The sequence below is a fragment of the Enterobacter cloacae complex sp. IR5450 genome (assembly GCF_049238665.1).
GTDB classification, from domain to species: Bacteria; Pseudomonadota; Gammaproteobacteria; order Enterobacterales; family Enterobacteriaceae; genus Enterobacter; species Enterobacter hormaechei_C.
On the sequence record NZ_JBMKIC010000019.1, the window covers coordinates 1 to 19,564 of the forward strand.

16 protein-coding genes, 1 pseudogene and 1 riboswitch are annotated in these 19,564 nt (G+C 55.6%); of the genes and pseudogenes, 10 read left to right on the forward strand and 7 right to left on the reverse strand.

Annotated features, from left to right (window positions below; translation table 11 throughout):
- Window positions 1-208: 208 nt before the first annotated feature.
- Both ACOTYB_RS15025 and ACOTYB_RS15030 read left to right on the forward strand, forming a co-directional pair.
- Window positions 209-874 (forward strand): DUF1190 family protein, encoded by a 666-nt coding sequence (locus ACOTYB_RS15025; RefSeq protein WP_003862522.1) that lies wholly within the window; start codon window positions 209-211, stop codon window positions 872-874.
- A gap of 2 nt (window positions 875-876) precedes the next feature.
- Entirely contained in the window at window positions 877-2,037 is a 1,161-nt protein-coding gene (locus ACOTYB_RS15030; protein WP_023314866.1) for a glutathionylspermidine synthase family protein, read from the forward strand.
- A gap of 82 nt (window positions 2,038-2,119) precedes the next feature.
- On the opposite strand, the gene ygiD is transcribed toward ACOTYB_RS15030, so the two are convergent.
- Entirely contained in the window at window positions 2,120-2,908 is a 789-nt protein-coding gene (gene ygiD / locus ACOTYB_RS15035; protein ID WP_058656458.1) for a 4,5-DOPA dioxygenase extradiol, read from the reverse strand.
- 130 nt (window positions 2,909-3,038) lie between these two features.
- Between ygiD and zupT the strand changes: the two genes are divergently transcribed.
- From zupT to ACOTYB_RS15060, 5 genes and pseudogenes are all read left to right on the forward strand, one after another.
- Window positions 3,039-3,812 (forward strand): zinc transporter ZupT, encoded by a 774-nt coding sequence (gene zupT / locus ACOTYB_RS15040; protein ID WP_220153349.1) that lies wholly within the window; start codon window positions 3,039-3,041, stop codon window positions 3,810-3,812.
- A 267-nt stretch (window positions 3,813-4,079) separates the two neighbouring features.
- Window positions 4,080-4,640 (forward strand): fimbrial protein, encoded by a 561-nt coding sequence (locus ACOTYB_RS15045; RefSeq protein WP_003862529.1) that lies wholly within the window; start codon window positions 4,080-4,082, stop codon window positions 4,638-4,640.
- Between the two features lie 76 nt (window positions 4,641-4,716).
- Window positions 4,717-7,161 (forward strand): fimbria/pilus outer membrane usher protein, encoded by a 2,445-nt coding sequence (locus ACOTYB_RS15050; RefSeq protein ID WP_220153887.1) that lies wholly within the window; start codon window positions 4,717-4,719, stop codon window positions 7,159-7,161.
- A 9-nt stretch (window positions 7,162-7,170) separates the two neighbouring features.
- Window positions 7,171-7,932 (forward strand): fimbrial biogenesis chaperone, encoded by a 762-nt coding sequence (locus ACOTYB_RS15055; protein WP_023323755.1) that lies wholly within the window; start codon window positions 7,171-7,173, stop codon window positions 7,930-7,932.
- Window positions 7,916-8,974 (forward strand): annotated as a pseudogene (locus ACOTYB_RS15060) (fimbrial protein); the annotation flags it as partial. The gene ACOTYB_RS15055 and the pseudogene ACOTYB_RS15060, both read left to right, overlap by 17 nt.
- A 47-nt stretch (window positions 8,975-9,021) precedes the next feature.
- On the opposite strand, the gene ribB reads toward ACOTYB_RS15060, so the two are convergent.
- Window positions 9,022-9,675, reverse strand: coding sequence for a 3,4-dihydroxy-2-butanone-4-phosphate synthase (gene ribB, locus ACOTYB_RS15065; RefSeq protein WP_003862538.1), 654 nt, complete (start codon window positions 9,673-9,675; stop codon window positions 9,022-9,024).
- Window positions 9,676-9,780: 105 nt separating this feature from the next.
- A riboswitch (FMN riboswitch) is annotated at window positions 9,781-9,931 on the reverse strand.
- A gap of 120 nt (window positions 9,932-10,051) precedes the next feature.
- Here ribB and ubiK point away from each other — a divergent pair.
- Window positions 10,052-10,348: a ubiquinone biosynthesis accessory factor UbiK gene (gene ubiK, locus ACOTYB_RS15070; protein WP_003862539.1), complete on the forward strand. Its 297-nt coding sequence runs from the start codon at window positions 10,052-10,054 to the stop codon at window positions 10,346-10,348.
- 77 nt (window positions 10,349-10,425) lie between these two features.
- On the opposite strand, the gene hldE is transcribed toward ubiK, so the two are convergent.
- The 3 genes from hldE to ACOTYB_RS15085 are packed head-to-tail and all read right to left on the reverse strand — an operon-like array spanning window position 10,426 to window position 16,075.
- Window positions 10,426-11,856, reverse strand: coding sequence for a bifunctional D-glycero-beta-D-manno-heptose-7-phosphate kinase/D-glycero-beta-D-manno-heptose 1-phosphate adenylyltransferase HldE (hldE, locus tag ACOTYB_RS15075; protein ID WP_003862540.1), 1,431 nt, complete (start codon window positions 11,854-11,856; stop codon window positions 10,426-10,428).
- Between the two features lie 40 nt (window positions 11,857-11,896).
- Window positions 11,897-14,752, reverse strand: a complete 2,856-nt coding sequence (glnE, locus tag ACOTYB_RS15080) for a bifunctional [glutamate--ammonia ligase]-adenylyl-L-tyrosine phosphorylase/[glutamate--ammonia-ligase] adenylyltransferase (RefSeq protein WP_409248949.1) — start codon at window positions 14,750-14,752, stop codon at window positions 11,897-11,899.
- A gap of 21 nt (window positions 14,753-14,773) precedes the next feature.
- The gene (locus tag ACOTYB_RS15085) at window positions 14,774-16,075 is read right to left on the reverse strand and encodes an inorganic triphosphatase (protein ID WP_220153353.1); all 1,302 of its coding nucleotides are present in this window, start codon (window positions 16,073-16,075) and stop codon (window positions 14,774-14,776) included.
- A gap of 237 nt (window positions 16,076-16,312) precedes the next feature.
- On the opposite strand from ACOTYB_RS15085, the gene ACOTYB_RS15090 reads away from it, so the two are divergent.
- Window positions 16,313-16,933, forward strand: a complete 621-nt coding sequence (locus tag ACOTYB_RS15090; RefSeq protein ID WP_001303390.1) for a TIGR04211 family SH3 domain-containing protein — start codon at window positions 16,313-16,315, stop codon at window positions 16,931-16,933.
- A gap of 60 nt (window positions 16,934-16,993) precedes the next feature.
- Window positions 16,994-18,235 (forward strand): multifunctional CCA addition/repair protein, encoded by a 1,242-nt coding sequence (locus ACOTYB_RS15095; protein WP_003862543.1) that lies wholly within the window; start codon window positions 16,994-16,996, stop codon window positions 18,233-18,235.
- A gap of 13 nt (window positions 18,236-18,248) precedes the next feature.
- On the opposite strand, the gene bacA is transcribed toward ACOTYB_RS15095, so the two are convergent.
- Together bacA and folB are read right to left on the reverse strand one after the other, a co-directional pair.
- Window positions 18,249-19,070, reverse strand: a complete 822-nt coding sequence (gene bacA, locus ACOTYB_RS15100; RefSeq protein ID WP_003862545.1) for an undecaprenyl-diphosphate phosphatase — start codon at window positions 19,068-19,070, stop codon at window positions 18,249-18,251.
- Between the two features lie 105 nt (window positions 19,071-19,175).
- Window positions 19,176-19,544: a bifunctional dihydroneopterin aldolase/7,8-dihydroneopterin epimerase gene (gene folB / locus ACOTYB_RS15105; RefSeq protein ID WP_003862547.1), complete on the reverse strand. Its 369-nt coding sequence runs from the start codon at window positions 19,542-19,544 to the stop codon at window positions 19,176-19,178.
- Window positions 19,545-19,564: the final 20 nt, after the last annotated feature.

A 19,564-nucleotide genomic window follows, 5' to 3' on the forward strand; every position in this document is an offset into this window, starting at 1 on the left:
TGATTTGTTAGCGCAACCAGTAGATCACACTTCATCGTGCTTTTCATTTTTCTGGGGAACCCTCAGCCCACAGGGAGAGGGAGCACATTAATCCCCCCCGAACGTAAGCCAACGTAAAGATCCCCCGGATTTCGCCCCTCGTCGCTTCATTTTCAACCACTCATCCTCTATCCTGAGCGTTATTACCACTGGGTCCTGGAAGACAAATATGAAACGGACAAAAACGATGAATCACGCGTCGTTCCGCAAAAGCTGGAACGCACGCCACCTGACACCTGTCGCGCTGGCGGTCACCGCCGTCTTTATGCTGGCAGGCTGTGAGCAAAACGACGAAACGGTTTCGCTGTATCAAAACGCCGACGACTGCGCGAGCGCAACCGGTAAAGCCGCTGAGTGTACGACGGCGTATAACAACGCCCTGAAAGAAGCGGAACGTACCGCGCCGAAATATGCCTCACGCGAAGACTGTGTAGCCGAATTCGGTGAAGGCCAGTGCCAGCAGGCACCTGCTCAGGCGGGTATGGCACCGGAAAACCAGGCGCAGGCACAGTCCAGCGGCAGCTTCTGGATGCCGCTGATGGCGGGTTATATGATGGGCCGTTTGATGAGCGGCGGTGCGGGCTACCAGCAGCAGCCGCTGTTTAGCTCCAAAAACCCGAACAGCCCGGCCTACGGGAAATACACCGATGCCACCGGCAAGGGTTACGGTGCTGCAACGCCTGGCCGTACGATGACCGTACCGAAAACCGCAATGGCGCCGAAACCAGCCACCACCAGCACCATTACCCGTGGCGGCTTCGGTGAGTCTGTTGCCAAACAAACCACCATGCAGCGTAGTGCGACCGGCTCCTCAACTCGCTCAATGGGCGGCTGATCATGGAACGAGTCAGTATTGCCGAGCGCCCGGACTGGCGCGAAAAAGCCACCGAATACGGTTTCAACTTTCACACCATGTACGGCGAGCCGTACTGGTGTGAAGATGCTTACTATAAGCTCACGCTTGCTCAGGTCGAAAAGCTTGAAGAAGTGACCGCAGAGCTGCACCAGATGTGCCTGAAGGTGGTTGAGAAAGTCATCGACAGCGATGAGCTGATGACCAAATTCCGCATTCCGAAGCACACCTGGAGCTTTGTTCGTCAGTCCTGGAAAACGAACCAGCCTTCGCTCTACTCTCGCCTCGATCTGGCATGGGATGGCGTGGGTGAACCGAAGCTTTTAGAAAACAACGCAGATACGCCAACCTCCCTGTACGAAGCCGCGTTCTTCCAGTGGATCTGGCTGGAAGATCAGGCGAATGCCGGAAACTTGCCGGAAGGCAGCGATCAGTTCAACAGCCTTCAGGAAAAGCTGATTGAACGTTTCGTCGAACTGCGTGAACAGCACGGTTTCAACCTGTTGCACCTCGCCTGCTGCCGCGATACCGAAGAAGACCGCGGTACGGTTCAGTATTTGCAGGACTGCGCAGCCGAAGCGGAAGTGGCGACGGAATTTCTCTATATCGAAGATATCGGTTTAGGTGAAAAAGGTCAGTTTACGGACATGCAGGATCAGGTGATCAGCAACCTGTTCAAGCTCTATCCGTGGGAATACATGCTGCGGGAAATGTTCTCTACCAAACTGGAAGACGCTGGCGTGCGCTGGCTGGAACCAGCCTGGAAGAGCATTATCTCCAATAAAGCCCTGCTGCCGATGCTGTGGGAGATGTTCCCGAATCACCCGAACCTGCTGCCTGCTTATTTTGCCGAAGATGATTTCCCACCGATGGAGAAATACGTCGTTAAGCCAATCTTCTCCCGTGAAGGGGCAAACGTCTCGATTATCGAAAACGGTAAAACGCTGGAAGCAGTTGAAGGGCCGTACGGTGAAGAAGGGATGATCGTCCAGGCGTTTTATCAACTGCCGAAGTTTGGCGACAGCTATACGCTGATCGGCAGCTGGCTTATTAACGATCAGCCTGCCGGGATTGGCATTCGCGAAGATCGCGCGCTGATTACGCAGGATCTGTCGCGTTTCTACCCGCATATTTTCGTCGAGTAAGACTTGCCGGGTGGCGGCTTCACCTTACCCGGCCTACATGTCGAGCGTAGGCCCGGTAAGCGCAGCGTCACCGGGCATGTGTTTACCCCACCTGCACCGACAGCATACTCAAACTCCCCATCTCAATGCCGTCGACCGGGGTTGTAATAACCTCCTGACCGTCCCATGCGCCTAATACATACAGCAATGGCAAGAAGTGTTCCGGCGTCGGGTTAGAGAGCGAACCGCCATCGTGCTCCAGATAGTTCACCAAAGGGTGCCGTTCGACCGGCCCTTGCCAGGCCAGGTTGTCTTTTACATAGTCATTAAAGGCTGTTGCCCAGGGGTACGGCGTATTTTCACCGTGCCAGCGTACCGTACGCAGATTGTGTACCACGTTGCCACTGGCAATCAGCATGATGCCCTCATCACGAAGCGAAGCCAGCTTACGCCCCATCTCCATGTGCCAGGCAGCTGGTTTGGTGCTGTCGATACTCAGTTGTACCATCGGAATATCGGCATCCGGATACATTTTGATCAACACCCCCCATGAGCCATGGTCAAAGCCCCAGGCTTCTTTGTCCAGCGCAACCGGAACAGGGGCAAGCAGCTCAACCAGCCGCTGCGCCAGCTCAGGGGAGCCCGGCGCAGGATAATGCGTGTCATACAGCGCCTGCGGAAAGCCGCCAAAATCATGAATCGTTTTTGGCGTTTCCATGGCCGTCACGCCGGTACCCCGGGTAAACCAGTGCGCAGAGACCACCACAATTGCCTTCGGACGCGGTAACGTCTCACCCAACTGACGCCAGGCGCGGGTATAGACGTTATCTTCCAGGACGTTCATTGGGCTGCCATGGCCTAAAAACAGTGCTGGCATACGAGAAGAAGACATGGTGATATCCTTAGAGGAGGTGTCAATGTGATGGGCCTACATTACGCGCATTCAGGTGAAGATGAACGCAGATAACCGTGAAGATCATCATCAGGAAATTTGAATGCCAGATATCGCTTAAGGAGAATGCATGTCAGTACCGTTGATTTTGACCATACTTGCGGGCGCCGCAACCTTTATCGGTGCGTTCCTCGGGGTACTCGGGCAAAAACCCTCTAATCGCCTGCTGGCCTTCTCGCTGGGTTTCGCCGCCGGGATCATGCTGCTTATCTCGCTGATGGAGATGCTGCCCGCCGCGCTTCACACCGAAGGGATGTCGCCTGTTCTGGGCTATGGCATGTTTATCATTGGCCTGCTGGGTTATTTTGCACTCGACCGTATTCTTCCTCACGCGCACCCGCAGGATTTAATGCAAAAAAGCGTTACCCCCATTCCGGGAAATATCAAACGCACGGCCATTCTGCTGACGCTGGGTATCAGCCTGCATAACTTTCCGGAAGGTATCGCCACCTATGTCACGGCCAGCAGCAACCTGGAAATGGGTTTTGGTGTGGCGCTGGCCGTGGCTTTGCACAATATTCCTGAAGGACTTGCCGTTGCCGGGCCCGTTTATGCCGCCACGGGTTCAAAACGTACAGCTGTCTTTTGGGCAGGTATCTCCGGCATGGCTGAAATTCTCGGCGGCGTGCTGGCGTGGCTGATCCTCGGTAGCCTCGTATCCCCGGTTGTAATGGCTGCAATTATGGCTGCCGTGGCCGGGATTATGGTCGCGCTCTCTGTCGATGAGCTGATGCCGCTGGCAAAAGAGATCGATCCCAACAATAACCCAAGCTACGGCGTGCTGTGTGGAATGTCAGTGATGGGGATGAGCCTGGTTCTGCTGCAAACGGCAGGTATTGGCTAAGAATAAATGCCTCCGTTTTTATACGGAGGCTTTATATTATTCAAAAAAACAATCCTATATATTTTACATATAATAACCCACAAAATATAAATCTATTAAAACCCCGAAAAAAGAAGCCTCTTCAGATAGCCTGAAAATATTAATTAAAACCATCTAAAAATATATTTAAGTCACGTTAATCGCGTCTCCCCGCCCCAATCCGTATACTTTGCGAGTATTCTGAAATTAATATTCACATTACGAATCAATCTGAAAAAGGATATTTTCATGTATATGGGTAAAAAATTGCTGTTAGCGGCAGCTATGGCTGCCATTGTATCGGGTTCTGCGTTTGCTGATGATCAAGGCTCAGGCAAAATCAAATTCAAAGGCGTGGTTATTGACGCACCATGCAGCATCGCTCCAGACAGCGTTGATAAAGAAGTCGACCTGGGTGAAGTGACTACGGCCGTTATCAACGCCAACAAAAAATCCACGCCGGTTCCGGTCGATATCAATCTGGAAAACTGCCAGCTTGACGATCCGGCAGACGAAACCGACACGCCAATTACTAAAGTGGAAGTGACCTTTACCAGCGCAGCGACAGATGCGACGGATACCAGCCTGATGAGCAACACCTTTGCAAACGGTGCGCAGAACGTGGGCGTCCGTCTGCTGGATAACGCGGAAGGCAACATCACGCTTGGTCAGCCAAACGTGCTTGATCTGCTGGCGGGTTCAACCACCCAGACGCTGCATTTCAAAGCGGTTATGGAAGTCCCAACAGGTAAAACTGCGACGGCAGGCCAGGTTGAAGCCACGGCTAACTACGTCCTGATGTACAAATAATTCCGTTACGTCACGGTATCAGCCGACTGGCAATCCATGCCGGTCGGCACTCTTTATTTATTCGAGTAACAGGATGATGACATACAAAGTACAATGGATAATCATCATTGCGTCCCTGTTAATGACGATAGTTGCCTCTGCCACTGAATTTAATATAAACGCCATCGATAAAGATCAGCGCGGCAGCGTCGATTTATCACGTTTTAAAGATCAAATATCGGTTACGCCGGGAAGCTATTTCGTTACGGTTTCAGTTAATGATATTCCGCTGGCAAATGGCTGGCAGCTTCGCTGGCGAGAAATAAATAACGCAGTTCAGGTCTGTATTCCCCCCGCGCTGGCCGATACATTCGCATTGCAGGATGACGTTCGTCACGCTTTGCCGGAAAAAGAGGGATGCGTTGATTTCGCCACCAGACCAGACATCAAATTTACTTTTGAGCAAGGCAGCCAGACCCTGAAAGTAACGATCCCCCAGGCGTGGCTGCAATACCGTGCGGTTGACTGGATGCCGCCATCCACCTGGGACAACGGCGTGCCAGGCGTACTGCTGGATTACAATCTTTTTGCCAGCCATTATCAGCCCAATAGCAGCGGCAGCAATGACAACGCCAATACCTATGGTACCGCCGGTGCGAACATGGCCGCGTGGCGTCTGCGAAGCGATTACCAGTACACGCGAAGCGATACTGAAGCAGGCTCAGAGCAGGATGGCCGTTTTTCACGCGTGTATATGTTCCGCCCTCTGCCCTCGATCGGTGCGAAACTGACGCTGGGTGAAACGGATTTCCAGTCCTCCATTTTTGACGCCTTCACCTACACCGGCGCATCGCTAATCAGCGATGAACGTATGCTGCCATGGTCGCTGCGCGGCTATGCCCCACAGATTACCGGAATAGCACAAACCAATGCCACCGTGGCCGTAAGCCTTGCCGATCGCGTGATTTACCAGAGTAAAGTGCCACCAGGACCCTTTGTTATTCAGGATCTTAACCAGTCGGTTCAGGGCACGCTGGACGTCAAAGTCACGGAAGAAGACGGACGCGTCAACACCTTCCAGGTCTCGGCTGAATCCGTGCCGTTTTTAACGCGCAAGGGCCAGGTGCGCTATAAGCTCGCGGCGGGTAAAGCGCGCCAGGGCGCCTCCCATGATGTTGAAGATAATGCCTTCATGAGCGGCGAATTTTCCTGGGGCATGCTGTCGCACACCTCTCTGTATGGCGGCACGCTGGCCGATGGCGACCGTTATCGTTCCGTCGCTGCCGGGATCGGCCAGAATATGGCCTGGCTGGGGGCGCTCTCTTTTGACGTCACGCAGGCTACCAGCCAGCTGCCACACCAGCGCAGCCAGACGGGTTACAGCTATCGCATTAACTACAGCAAGCGTTTCGATACCACCGGCAGTCAGCTTACGCTCGCCAGCTACCGCTACTCAGACCCACAGTTTTTGAGCTACGCCCGCTACCTGGATTATGACAACGGTGACCGCCAGTCGGAAAAACAAACCCTGAGCGTGACGGCAAGCCAGTACATTTCAGCGTTATCCCTGAACCTGTACGTCAATATGCTGCGTCAGACATGGTGGAATGATTCACCCTCCACGACCGGCAGCATCACGGCGGGCTACAACTTTGATATAGGTCGCTGGAAGAACCTTGGCGTAACCCTGTCCTGGAGTAAAACGCATTACGAGGAGGAAGACGAAAATGACGATACTCAGTTTTATCTCTCGCTCAGCGTACCGCTCGATCCCGATCATCGACTTAACTATGACCTGCGTAACAGCGACACGCTGAGCCATAACGTGTCGTGGTATGACACGTCGGATCGCAATAATACCTGGGGCGTTTCCGCAGGTACGGAGAGCGGGAAGCCAGATTCCGGCGCGCAGGTCAGCGGGAATTATCAGCATTATTCTGCGTACGGCGATCTCAATCTCTCCGGCAGCTATAAAGCTAACGAATATAACTCCCTCAGCGCGAGCTGGAGCGGTTCCTTCACCTCAACGGCGAAAGGCGCCGCGCTGCACCGGCGCAGTTACGGTAATGAACCCCGCGTAATGGTCAGCACCGACGGGGTAGGCCATATCCCGCTGAACATGTCGCGCGATGAAACTAACCGTTTTGGCATCGGCGTTTTACCGTCATTCTCCAGCTATTCCCCCTCCAGCGTGCAGGTCAATATGAACAACCTTCCGGATGGCGTGGACGTGGACAACCGCGTCGTGACCTCAACCTGGACTGAGGGGGCCATTGGTTATCGTCAGATTGCCACGCGCGCAGGTCAGGACGTAACAGGCGTTTTGCGGATGTCGTCAGGAACACCACCACTCGGGGCGATTGTTCGCCTGGATGAAAGCAATTTACAGGTTGGGATGGTGGCCGATGAAGGCCGCGTCTGGCTCGGCGCCGTTGAGCCAGAACAGCAGTTTCGCGTGACATGGGGCGACAACCAACAGTGTCGCTTCTCGTTACCTTCTCACTTAGAAAACAGTATGCAGTTGATACTGCCGTGCCAGTAAGAAATCATCATGAAATTAACGCCGATTAAAAGCCTGTGCCTGATGCTGATCAGCACAACATTTACCGCCCACGCGGCCATTAACCTGGACCGCACGCGCATTGTTTTTCCAGAAAGCGACAAGGCCAGCAGCCTGAAAGTGGACAACCAGAGCAAGGCGCTGCCTTATCTGGCGCTCTCCTGGATTGAAGATGAAAAGGGGCAAAAAGAAGATGTGCACTTTATGGCGCTTCCCCCCATTCAACGTATCGAAGCGGGCGCCTCGTCGCAGGTAAGAATTGTTAAACAAGCCGCTACCCGCCAGTTGCCAAAAGACAGGGAATCGCTGTTTTATTTCAACCTGCGTGAAGTACCGCCTAAAAGCACCAGCGCCAGCGAGGAGCGCAGCGTGATGCAGGTTGCCATGCAGAGCCGAATTAAGCTCTTCTGGCGTCCGGAAGCGATTCGCAAAAAATCTGGCGAACTGACTGAAATGCGTATGGAAATTACCGCCAACGCGAAAGGGCTCACGGTCCACAACCCTACGCCGTACTACATCACGCTGGCGTGGCTGAGCAAAAATGCCAAAACCATGCTGCCGGGTTTTGACAGTCTGATGATTGCGCCTTTCGCCACGGCAACTGCCTCTACCGGCGATTACCACGGTAGTTATTACAGCATCGGCTACATCGACGATTACGGCGCACTGAAAAAAGTCGACGTACAGTGCACCGGAACGGCGCAATGTAAGCTTAACGAACGGAAAATCGATAAAGATGCGAAAGCTCACTAGTTTCCTGCTTACATTGCTGCTTACAGCGCTGCCTTTGAAAGAAGCGCTGGCGCTCAACTGCTATCTGGGTGGATCTGGCGGCCCCGTCGAGGAGACAAAAACGATCTCCCCTTTTGCCATACCCAGCAACGCTCAGGTTGGCCAAAAAATATGGGAGTCTGATGACATTAAAATTCCGGTGACGTGTGACAATAACGTCACAAGCGGTTTCAAGCCGGAAGATGTTTTTGCCTGGGTAAACCCTTATCCTGCCGCAACCGATCCCTATTATGAACTGGGCGTCACCTATGAAGGCATAGATTACGATGCCACAGGCCAGCCCAACGGCGTGGATACCCGCCAGTGCCTGGACAACGATAACATCACCATTTACACCCCGGATCAAATCCGCCAGATGGGTTGGGAGAATCGCATCTGCTCTGGCAATCCGGATGATATCCACATTACGCGCACGTTCGTCGCCCGTTTACGACTTTTCGTGAGAATTAAGGCTATGCCGCCACATGGCTATGTCAGCTCGCTCAGCGATTACATCGTTGTGCAGTTTGACGGTAAGGGCGGCGTTAATCAGATGGCCGATGCGAAGAACCTTAAGTATCACATCAACGGACTGCAAAACATTACGGTGCTTGATTGCGGGGCGACGTTTACCATTTTCCCTGAAAATCAGGAGATCGACTTTGGCACCTTCAGCGCGCGCGACATCGTGAATCAGCAGACGCGTTTGCGCACGTTTTCAATACGAACCACCAAAGTCCAGGATGCCCAGTGCTCGGATGGATTTAAGATGGACTCGTCGTTTTACACAACCGAAACGCTCAGCGCAGACGACACTGCGGTGCTGATAGGGAATGGGTTAAAACTGCGTATTCTTAACGGAACGGCCCCTTACACCTTCAACCAGTACAAAGAGTACGCCGATTTTACGGGCGATAAGATGAATGTTGAGCAAAACTACACAGCTGAACTTTCACGGGAAGAAGGAAAAGCGATTCAGTCCGGGCCGTTCGAAACCGTGGTACTGTTCAAAATTAACTACCACTATAAACAAAAAAACCGGGTTTCCCCGGCTTTTTTACATCAGCATGTTCAGCTGGCTTTGCGCTCGTGCGCGCGGCGGTACTCAACCAGATCTTCAATCGTCACCACTGGCATATTGTGCAGACGCGCAAAGGTGATGCACTCCGGCGCACGCGCCATGGTGCCATCATCGTTGGTCAGTTCGCACAGCACGCCTGCGGGTTTGAAGCCAGCCAGCGTCACCAGATCGATGGTCGCTTCGGTATGACCACCACGGGTCAGCACGCCGCCCGGCTGCGCGCGCAGCGGGAAGACGTGACCAGGACGGTGCAGATCGGAAGGTTTCGCACCATCAGCAATCGCTGCACGCACGGTGGTCAGACGGTCAGCCGCCGACACACCGGTGGTTACGCCATGCGCCGCTTCAATGGTCACAGTGAAGCCAGTACCAAAGGCGCTGGTGTTGTTTTCAACCATCATCGGCAGATCAAGCTGCTGGCGACGGTCTTCGGTGATGCACAGGCATACGATGCCGCTACCGTGACGGATGGTCAGCGCCATCTGCTCAACGGTCATGTTCTCGGCGGCAAAAATCATGTCGCCTTCGTTTTCACGGTTTTCATCGTCAAGCACCATCACACCGCGGCCTTCGCGCAGGGCATCCAGTGCATGTTCAACACGTTGAGTTGAAGTGCCAAAAGAGGAAAGTAGCGTCTGATTCATGGTAAAAAAACCTCATTAACTTTATGGTTACCAGAATCAGGGCAGTCTTAGGAGCGCCGTGCAAGCGGCAAAAAAATAACGTGAGCGGGCTTTGCCCGACTGGATCGTTACTCTCTCCCATCCGGACTCTAACCGTCGGCCCCGGAATTACACCGGATCTGCTGACCTTTGAGAATTCACCCAAAGCGCTCGCGGGCTTTCAGCGTTAAGCTGATTTACCGCCGGTGGGGAATTTCGCCCCGCCCTGAGAATAAGCGAGATAACTATAACGCTATTGATTACCCTGGGCAATGCATAAGCTTCAAACAATTTTGTTTAACCCGCGGCATGACACGCTACAATAGGCACTAACACCTTTTCATCAAGGGAAACGACAATGATTGACCCAAAGAAAATTGAGCAGATCGCGCGTCAGGTTCATGAGTCCATGCCGAAAGGTATTCGTGAGTTTGGTGATGACGTTGAGAAGAAAATCCGCCAGACGTTGCAGGCACAGTTGGTTCGCCTTGATTTAGTCAGCCGCGAAGAGTTTGACGTGCAGACGCAGGTGCTGCTGCGCACCCGCGAGAAGCTGGCGCTGCTGGAACAACGTTTGACCGAGCTGGAAAACCGCAATGCGCCGGAAGAAGTGAAGCCAGCGCCAGCTATTCCACCGGTGGATGACCAGGCATAAGTGCGGCCTGATGCCCTCACCCCAGCCCTCTCCCACAGGGAGAGGGTGAAAAACGAACGGGCCAACAGGCCCGTTTTTTACTGACTGTCTTTCTGGATCTTCTTAATGATGTTGGTGGTTGAACACCCGTCCTCAAAGTTGAGCACCATTACTTCACCACCATTCGCCCAGACCTCTTCGCTACCTGCGATTTGCTCTGGTTTGTAATCACCGCCCTTCACCAGCAGGTCAGGCAAAATTCCGGCAATCAGGCGCTGCGGGGTGTCTTCTTCAAATGAGACCACCCAGTCCACCGCTTCCAGCGCGCCGAGCACTATCATGCGCTGCTCCAGCGGGTTAACCGGACGCGTTTCACCCTTCAGACGTTTGGTTGAGGCATCGCTGTTGACCGCCACAATCAGGCGGTCGCCCAGCTTGCGCGCATTCGCCAGATACGACACGTGGCCCGCATGCAGGATGTCGAACACGCCGTTCGTCATCACCACTTTTTCACCGCGTTTGCGCGCGGCGGCAACGGCCACTTTCAGCTCGTCTTCGGTCATGACGCCAAAGCCGGTATCCGCACGCCCACGCACCGCGTTTTCCAGCTCAATTGGCGAAACGGTGGAGGTCCCGAGTTTACCGACGACCACGCCCGCCGCGGCGTTCGCGAAGTAGCATGCTTCTTCCAGGGAGTTACCCGCCGCCAGCGTCGCCGCCAGCACGCCAATCACCGTATCACCGGCACCGGTCACGTCGTACACTTCCTGCGCCTGGGTTGGCATATGCAGCGGCGCCTTGCCCGGTTGCAGCAGCGTCATGCCCTGCTCGGAACGGGTCACCAGCAGCGCAGACAGCTCGAAATCAGCGATGATTTTCATGCCGCGCTCAACCAGCTCTTCTTCAGTTTTGCACTTGCCCGCCACCGCTTCGAATTCAGAGAGGTTTGGCGTCAGCAGGGTTGCGCCGCGATAGCGCTCAAAATCGGTGCCTTTCGGGTCGATCAGCACCGGTACGCTGGCCTTACGCGCCAGCTGGATCATGGTCTGCACGCTCGCCAGCGCGCCTTTCGCGTAGTCGGACAGCACAAGCGCGCCAATATTGCCCAACGCCTGGTTAATGCGCTCGTGCAGCGGCTCGGGATCAACGCCTTCGAACCCTTCTTCAAAGTCGAGGCGGATTAGCTGCTGGTTACGCGACAGCACGCGAAGCTTGGTGATGGTTGGGTGGGTCGGAACAGAAACGAAGTCACACTTCACATTCACGTCCGCCAGCGACTTGCTCAGCGCACGCGCCGCATCGTCAATGCCGGTCAGGCCAACCAGACGCGAATGTGCGCCCAGAGAGGCTATGTTCATCGCCACGTTTGCCGCGCCACCGGGACGCTCTTCAATGGTGTCGACCTTTACCACCGGTACCGGTGCTTCCGGAGAGATGCGGCTGGTCGGCCCATACCAGTAGCGATCCAGCATCACATCACCGACAACCATAACTCCAGCACGTTCAAACTCTGGCAGTGTTACTTTCATTCCTGACTCCAGAAAGATTCACAATTTGCGCGCGATAATATCACACTTGTTTTGTTACGCACGGTTCCACTAGCCACTTCTGCCAGCTTGTAGTCACCTGCGCGCGTTCGTCGGCGAAACAGTCCAGCGCCACATGGCCCGGCTGTTCCTGTAATGCCAGATGGTGCAACTCATCACGCAGTGTGGTGTAGGCGCGGGTTAAGGCCTGCGCCTCCTGCTCATCCATAATGTCGTTCTGCGCCAGCAGTTCCAGTATGCGCACGTTATCCGACCAGCGGGTCAGCTTCGGTTTATCGTGCGCGTGCAGCAGCACCAGGTACTGAGTGATAAACTCAATATCGGTAATCCCGCCTTCATCGGCTTTGATATCAAAGCGATCGCGATGTTTGTTGCCAAGGTGCGCGCGCATCTTCTCCCGCATTTCCCGCACTTCGGTTTGCAGCGTACTGCCCTCGCGCGGGGTCGTCATGACCGCCTTGCGGATCGCATCGAACTGCGTTTTGAGCTGCGGATCGCCATACACCACGCGGGCGCGCACCAGCGCCTGATGCTCCCACGTCCAGGCTTCGTTCTTCTGATAGTCGGCGAAAGCCTCCGTCGAGGTGACCAGCATGCCTGCCGCGCCGGACGGGCGCAGACGCGCATCCACTTCATACAGAATGCCGGATGAGGTGCGAGTGCTGAACAGGTGCATGATGCGCTGGGCCAGGCGCAGGTAGAACTGCCGTCCGTCAATCTCACGTTCGCCGTCGGTCATGACGTCTGCCGGACAGTCGTGGAGGAAAATCAGATCCAGATCGGAGCTGTAGCCCAGTTCCCAGCCGCCCAGCTTGCCGTACCCCACCACCGCAAAACCGCGGCCTTCACGGTCAGCAAGGTGCTTCGGCTGGCCGTAGCGGGCTACCATTTGCACCCACGCCTGGTGGACAACCGCGTCGATGATCGCTTCCGCCAGCCAGGTTAAGTGATCGCTCACTTTCATTACCGGCAGGGTACCGGCGATATCTGCCGCCGCCACGCGCAGCATCTGTGCCTGCTTAAACTGACGTAGCGCCTCAAGCTGTTGCTCTTCGTCCTCTTCAGGTACGCGCAGCAGATACTGACGCAGCTCGTCGCGATAGGCATCCGTCGCCGTCGGCTGATAGAGGGTATTCGGGTCGAGCAGTTCGTCCAGCAGCAGCGGATAACGCGCCAGCTTGTTCGCCACCATCGGCGAGGCGGCGCAGAGGGAAATCAGGTGCTTCAGCGCACCGGGAAACTCGCTTAACAGTTCAAGGTAGGTGGTACGCGTGACGATCCCACTCAGCAGCGGCATCATGCGCGACAGCGGCACCGGCGCATCGTCGCGGGAGCAGACATCGCTCAGCAGATGCGGCATCAGATGATCCAGCACCTGACGACCGCGTGGGCCAATGGCGCGTTTGTTTAGTTCGAGGCGGAAATCGGCAATCAACGCCACCACGCGATGGCGGGCATCGTCGCTTAAGTGCGCCAGCACCGGCGTGGTGTCATCTTCCTGAAGCGCGTCCTGCCACAGTTCGCGCCAGTGCTCGGAGAGCGCATCGTCCTGCGATTCAGTTTCGTCGTCGCCGATCAGATCGTTAAAGATGCGGCGCACGCCCGCCATATGCGCTTCCAGCCGTTGCGTCAGCACCGCCCAGTCATCCACCCGCATCCCCCAGGCCAGACGCGCCCGGTTCAGCTCATCGCCCGGCAACGTCTGGGTCTGTTCGTCGTTGATACTTTGCAGCAAATTTTCCAGACGACGCAGGAAGAGATAAGAGTCACGCAGCGTTTGCGCGTCGCCTTCCGGCAGCAGATGCAGCTGATCGATAGCGCTTAGCGTCGGCAGCAGCGAGCGGGATTGCAGAAAAGGTTCACGCCCGCCGCGTATCAGCTGGAAGACCTGGACGATAAATTCGATCTCACGAATACCGCCAGCACCGAGCTTGATGTTGTCTTTCAGGCCACGGCGACGCACCTCGCGGGCAATCATCCCTTTCATATTTCGCAGGGACTGGATCACGCTGAAGTCGATGTAGCGGCGGAACACGAACGGGCGCAGCATGGCGCGCAGCTCGTTGGCGTAGGCATCGTCGCTGTCGCCCATGATCCGCGCTTTGACCATCGCGTAACGCTCCCAGTCGCGACCCTGCTCCTGGTAGTAATCTTCCAGCGCGGCAAAGCTCAGCACCAGTGGCCCGCTGTCGCCAAACGGACGCAGGCGCATGTCCACGCGGTAAACAAAACCATCCTGCGTGGGCTGATCCAGCGCCTTAATCAGCCGCTGCCCCAGACGAGTAAAGAACTGGGCATTGTCCAGCTCGCGACGGCCGCCGCGCGTGGAGCCGTTCTCGGGCCAGGCAAAAATCAGATCGATGTCTGAGGAGAAGTTCAGCTCGCAGCCGCCCAGCTTGCCCATCCCCAGGATCAACAGTGGCTGAGGAACCCCTTCCTCGCTGTACGGCGTGCCCCACTCTTTACAGCAGGCGGCGTAGAGCCAGTCCCGCGCGGCGACGATCAGCGTCTGCGCCAGCTCGCTCAACTGCTGCAAGGTGCTCTCTTCACTCACCAGCTCCAGCGCCTGCGCCCAGGCAATGCGTACCATCACCCGGCGGCGGAACTGACGCAGAACGCGCATCAGCGTGGCTTCGTCTGCCACCTCTGCCAGCGCGGTTTGCAGCCAGCCAGCATAATGCCGCCACTCGTCAGCCCGCGGCGGCGCGCTTTCCAGCTCTGCCAGCCAGTCCGGGTTAGCGCTGACGCTCTCCTGCACAAAATCACTGAACGTGAGCACGCTTTTCGCCTGCTCGCTTAACGATGACGCGGGTAACGACTCAGGCAGGCGTTCACAAACGGTCTGCCAGTGCTGCTGTAACTGCGAAGAAAGCGGCATATCAGGGGTTCCTTGCCAGAATTAACGTTTTCCGCTGTGCAGCCAGTACGGATCCTGCGAAATGGCCTCGTTGCGGAAATGCTCGATCTCAATCTGCTGACGGGTCTCGATGGCATGCTTAAGCCCCTGCCAGTTCTCCAGCCAGGCCTGCGCCTTCACGCCCTCATACGCACCCGACAGCAGCAACATGCTGTCGATGTTACGCGCCAGGCGGGGAAGCTGATCGCCATACTGGTCGCCCAGCGGATGCGCAAAGGTGGTTCTCAGTTCGGCCGCGTGACGGGAGAGGTGGATATCCGCAAAACGTTTGAAGTTTTCCGCAATTTTGGTCTGCCCTTTCGCATCGAGGAAGGTGCGCCAGCCGCGCGTCACCAGAAATTCGGTCAGCGCCAGTTTCGCGCTGGCGTTTTGCGGGCTGTAGATCGCCGTTTGTGCCGACACGTCGGAAAGCATCAGCGTTTCGGTTTGAGTGAGCAAATCACGTAAGTGAGTGCTGGCTTTACGCGGTACAATGCCGCCAAAGAGCGTCAGGGTATGACGTACCAGCCCCATAGCGGCCAGCACCTGTTTTTTGGCATTTTTCACGTTACGCGCCCACAGCTCCTCGTGGTACTGCCACTGAGAGAGTGCCAGCTCCAGCGCCGCTTCCATCCCCTGCTCAACGGAGGCTTTCGGCACAACGCGCAGAATCGGGGTTTCTCGCAGCACGCGCGGCGCATTCCCGGCGGCCAGGTGATAGCCGCGTGCCGCTTTACTCAGGCTGCCCTGACGCAGTCCAGGCTGGTTCACCAGCTTGCGCGCCAGCTTCAGCACATCGCTCGCGTCGCCATCAAGCAGTTCGAGTTCCAATTCGCAGATCGGCTCCTGCTCTTCACCAGCCTTAATTTCACCCCGATCAAACGCGATCTCAATGCGGCTCTTGCCTTCCGTCACCAGCCATTTCTCGCGCCAGAAATCGGTGCTGAACAGCGGTTGCGCCTCTGCCGACAGCGTTGCGGGCAGCGTTCCTTCCGGCCACACTTCCGCCGGAAAACGATCCAGCTCAAGTTCTGGCTTACTGATGTCGATATTGTATTCCGGACGCTGGTGTAAACCGCCCACCACGCGACCGGCGATTTTCATCGTCATCTCGTAGCGCCCGTTCGCACCCCGGATGCGCAGGCCCATATCATGGTTGCGCAGCCAGTTGTTCGGCGTTTCGTAATAGATGTTGAGCAGCTGTACGGGTTCATGGTGCTCGCCGGACAGCGTATTCAGATGCTGGCGGAGCGCGTCAGCGCTGTCTTTTTCGACGATAAACTTTAATTCGATCTCTTGTGCCATAGCCTTGTACTTTTGCGTGCGTCACAGACGCGTCGATGAAGGCGAACTTACTCGCCATTTGTTTGTCAGTACATAGTATTTTGCGCCAAATTGCCACGCAATGAGCAATTTGACGGGCGTAAAAGTTTAAAGCGGTGGAAATCATGACACAGATGATTCCGATTGATGATGAATCCTTTGCGTAGCGACACTGATACCACTACTATCGTTCCACTTTTTATGAAAATAACGACTGATATGCTTAAATTACGCCTGATTGGACTTACTTTACTCGCTTTTAGCGCCGCAACCGCGGTCCACGCTGAAGAGAAACGTTACGTTTCTGATGAACTGAATACCTGGGTACGCAGCGGCCCTGGAGACAATTATCGCCTCGTGGGTACGGTAAATGCCGGCGAGGAAGTGACTCTGCTGCAAACCAATGCAGACACCAATTACGGTCAGGTTCGTGACAGCTCTGGCCGCACCTCATGGATCCCGCTGAAAGAGCTGAGCACGGTGCCAAGCCTGCGCACCCGCGTGCCGGATCTGGAAAATCAGGTGAAAACCCTGACTGACAAGCTGAACAACATCGACGGCACCTGGAACCAGCGCACCGCAGAGATGCAGCAGAAAGTGGCGCAAAGCGACAGCGTGATCGCCGGTCTGAAAGATGAAAATCAGAAGCTGAAAAATGAGCTGATCGTCGCGCAGAAGAAAGTGAACGCCGCGAATCTACAGCTGGATGACAAACAACGCACCATCATCATGCAGTGGTTTATGTATGGCGGCGGAGTGCTGGGCGTCGGTCTGGTGCTGGGTCTGGTGCTTCCTCACCTTATCCCAAGCCGTAAACGTAAAGACCGCTGGATGAACTAACTCGTCTTCTCTGCCACACTTACGTATCATCTTGCGAAAAGAGAAAACGGGAGTGTTGGCGTGAAGAGTTATCTGGTCGGTGGTGCGGTACGTGATGCGTTATTAGGTCTGCCGGTCAAAGATAAAGACTGGGTCGTGGTCGGTGCCACGCCCGAAGCGATGATTGACGCGGGCTACCAGCAGGTAGGCCGCGATTTTCCTGTGTTCCTCCATCCGAAAAGCCGGGAAGAGTACGCCCTGGCGCGAACCGAACGGAAATCCGGTTCCGGTTATACCGGCTTCACCTGCTATGCCGCGCCGGATGTGACGCTGGAGCAGGACTTACTGCGCCGCGATCTCACCATTAATGCTCTGGCGCAGGACGAAAACGGCCATATTATCGACGTCTACGGCGGCCAGAACGATCTGCGCGACCGTCTTTTACGCCATATTTCCCCCGCCTTTTCTGAAGATCCGTTACGCGTACTGCGCGTGGCGCGTTTTGCCGCCCGTTATGCCCATCTCAGCTTCCGCATCGCCGACGAGACGATGGCGCTGATGACGGCCATGACCGACGCGGGCGAGCTGGAACACCTGACGCCAGAACGCGTCTGGAAAGAGACCGAAAACGCCCTGACTACCCGTAATCCGCAGATCTTTTTCCAGGTTCTGCGCGACTGCGGGGCGCTGAAAGTGCTGTTCCCGGAAATAGATGCGCTGTTTGGCGTGCCCGCCCCGGCGAAATGGCACCCTGAAATTGATACCGGCATTCACACCCTGATGACGCTGAGCATGGCCGCTATGCTCAGTCCTGAAGTGGACGTGCGCTTTTCCACTCTCTGCCATGACCTCGGCAAAGGGTTAACGCCAAAGGAATTGTGGCCACGCCATCACGGGCACGGTCCGGCTGGCGTAAAGCTGGTTGAAGGGCTTTGCCAGCGCCTGCGCGTGCCGAATGACATTCGCGATCTGGCAAAGCTGGTCGCCGAGTTCCACGACCTGATCCACACCTTCCCGATCCTGAAACCCGCCACCATCGTCAGGCTGTTCGATAACATCGACGCCTGGCGCAAGCCGCAGCGCGTGGAGCAAATTGCGCTGACCAGCGAAGCCGACGTGCGCGGCCGCACCGGGTTTGAAGCGTCCGATTATCCGCAGGGTCGTTTGCTGCGTGAGGCGTGGGACGTAGCGAAAGCGGTGCCAACGAAAGAGGTGGTGGAGGCAGGGTTTAAAGGCCCGGAGATCCGCGAAGAGCTGACGAAGCGGCGGATTGATGCGGTTGCGGCGTGGAAGGAAAAACGTTGCCCTCAGCCGAAAGACTGAGGGCGGTCGGTCATCAGAAGAAGACCACGTACACGGCAGCCGCGACGATAAAGCGGTAGATCGCGAACGGAATAAACGAAATACGCTTAATCAGTTGCAGGAAGGTTTTGATGGCGATCAGCGCCACAATAAAGGCGGTGATAAAGCCCACGGCGAACATCGGAATGTCGCCCACGGTCAGGAAGCCGATGCTTTTGTAGAGATCCAGCGCGGTGGCGCCCATCATCATCGGCACCGCCAGCAGGAACGAGAACTCAGACGCCGCGTAACGGCTCACGCCCATCAGCATCCCGCCGGAAATGGTTGCCCCTGAACGGGAGAAGCCCGGCCACAGCGCCAGACACTGGAAGCAGCCAATCATAAACGCCTGACGATACGTCATATCGTCCAGACCTTCCGCACGCGGGGTTTTTGGCTTCAGCACTTCGGCGGCAATCAGCAGGAAGCCGCCGACAACCAGCGCGTACATCACGTTAATCGGGTTGAAGAGCGATTTAATGGTGTCGTGGAACACCAGCCCCAGCACCACTGCCGGGATCATCCCGAGCAGAATATGAATCAGCGTCAGACGCCCCTTGCCCTCTCCTTCACGCTGCGGCAAACGCCCGAAGTGGATGCCGATCAGACCAAACAGACGACGCCAGAACATCACAACCACCGCCAGGATAGAGCCCAGCTGAATCACCACCTCAAACGTCTTTGCGGTATCGCCTTCAAAGCCCAACAGATGGCCAACGATAATCATATGGCCCGTACTGGACACCGGCAAAAACTCCGTCAATCCTTCGACCACACCCAGTATTGCCGCCACCAGCAGCGAGTGCATATCGCTCATCTATAAACCCCTAAAAAGATATAAAAAAACGGTTGCCACAACGGCTACCGTGAAACATACAGCTCTAAGACCGATATAACCTAAAATGGTTTAGCTATTATGACGTTAAATCTTTCCTTTCAGATTTGTGCCACGCTCGATAATCACGCCCACGTTGGCGGCGCGCGCCACCGCGCCCGGCTTGCTTAGCTTAATGCGCACCCACGGGGAGTTAAATTTGCTCAGCAGCAGGTCTGCCACCTCTTCCGCCACGCGTTCTACCAGCGCAAATCGTTGCCCTTCCACATGGCCGATGACCGTTTCACTGATGTCGGCGTAGCTCAGACAATCATTCACATCATCGCTTTTCGCTGACTTGCGGTTATCCCAGCCCATTTCGATATCGAACACCAGTTTCTGCTCGATGGTCTGTTCCCAGTCGTAAACACCAATTGTGGTGATTACCGAAAGTTGCTCTATAAATACAATATCCATCACGACCTGCCTGCTTTTTG

What these genes read in the sequence shown, in the direction of transcription:
- ACOTYB_RS15025 (WP_003862522.1), top strand. Translation starts at nt 209, where the DNA reads ATGAAACGGACAAAAACGATGAATCACGCGTCGTTCCGCAAAAGCTGG.
- ACOTYB_RS15030 (WP_023314866.1), top strand. Translation starts at nt 877, where the DNA reads ATGGAACGAGTCAGTATTGCCGAGCGCCCGGACTGGCGCGAAAAAGCC.
- ygiD (WP_058656458.1), bottom strand. Translation starts at nt 2,908, where the DNA reads ATGTCTTCTTCTCGTATGCCAGCACTGTTTTTAGGCCATGGCAGCCCA.
- zupT (WP_220153349.1), top strand. Translation starts at nt 3,039, where the DNA reads ATGTCAGTACCGTTGATTTTGACCATACTTGCGGGCGCCGCAACCTTT.
- ACOTYB_RS15045 (WP_003862529.1), top strand. Translation starts at nt 4,080, where the DNA reads ATGTATATGGGTAAAAAATTGCTGTTAGCGGCAGCTATGGCTGCCATT.
- ACOTYB_RS15050 (WP_220153887.1), top strand. Translation starts at nt 4,717, where the DNA reads ATGACATACAAAGTACAATGGATAATCATCATTGCGTCCCTGTTAATG.
- ACOTYB_RS15055 (WP_023323755.1), top strand. Translation starts at nt 7,171, where the DNA reads ATGAAATTAACGCCGATTAAAAGCCTGTGCCTGATGCTGATCAGCACA.
- ribB (WP_003862538.1), bottom strand. Translation starts at nt 9,675, where the DNA reads ATGAATCAGACGCTACTTTCCTCTTTTGGCACTTCAACTCAACGTGTT.
- ubiK (WP_003862539.1), top strand. Translation starts at nt 10,052, where the DNA reads ATGATTGACCCAAAGAAAATTGAGCAGATCGCGCGTCAGGTTCATGAG.
- hldE (WP_003862540.1), bottom strand. Translation starts at nt 11,856, where the DNA reads ATGAAAGTAACACTGCCAGAGTTTGAACGTGCTGGAGTTATGGTTGTC.
- glnE (WP_409248949.1), bottom strand. Translation starts at nt 14,752, where the DNA reads ATGCCGCTTTCTTCGCAGTTACAGCAGCACTGGCAGACCGTTTGTGAA.
- ACOTYB_RS15085 (WP_220153353.1), bottom strand. Translation starts at nt 16,075, where the DNA reads ATGGCACAAGAGATCGAATTAAAGTTTATCGTCGAAAAAGACAGCGCT.
- ACOTYB_RS15090 (WP_001303390.1), top strand. Translation starts at nt 16,313, where the DNA reads ATGCTTAAATTACGCCTGATTGGACTTACTTTACTCGCTTTTAGCGCC.
- bacA (WP_003862545.1), bottom strand. Translation starts at nt 19,070, where the DNA reads ATGAGCGATATGCACTCGCTGCTGGTGGCGGCAATACTGGGTGTGGTC.
- folB (WP_003862547.1), bottom strand. Translation starts at nt 19,544, where the DNA reads ATGGATATTGTATTTATAGAGCAACTTTCGGTAATCACCACAATTGGT.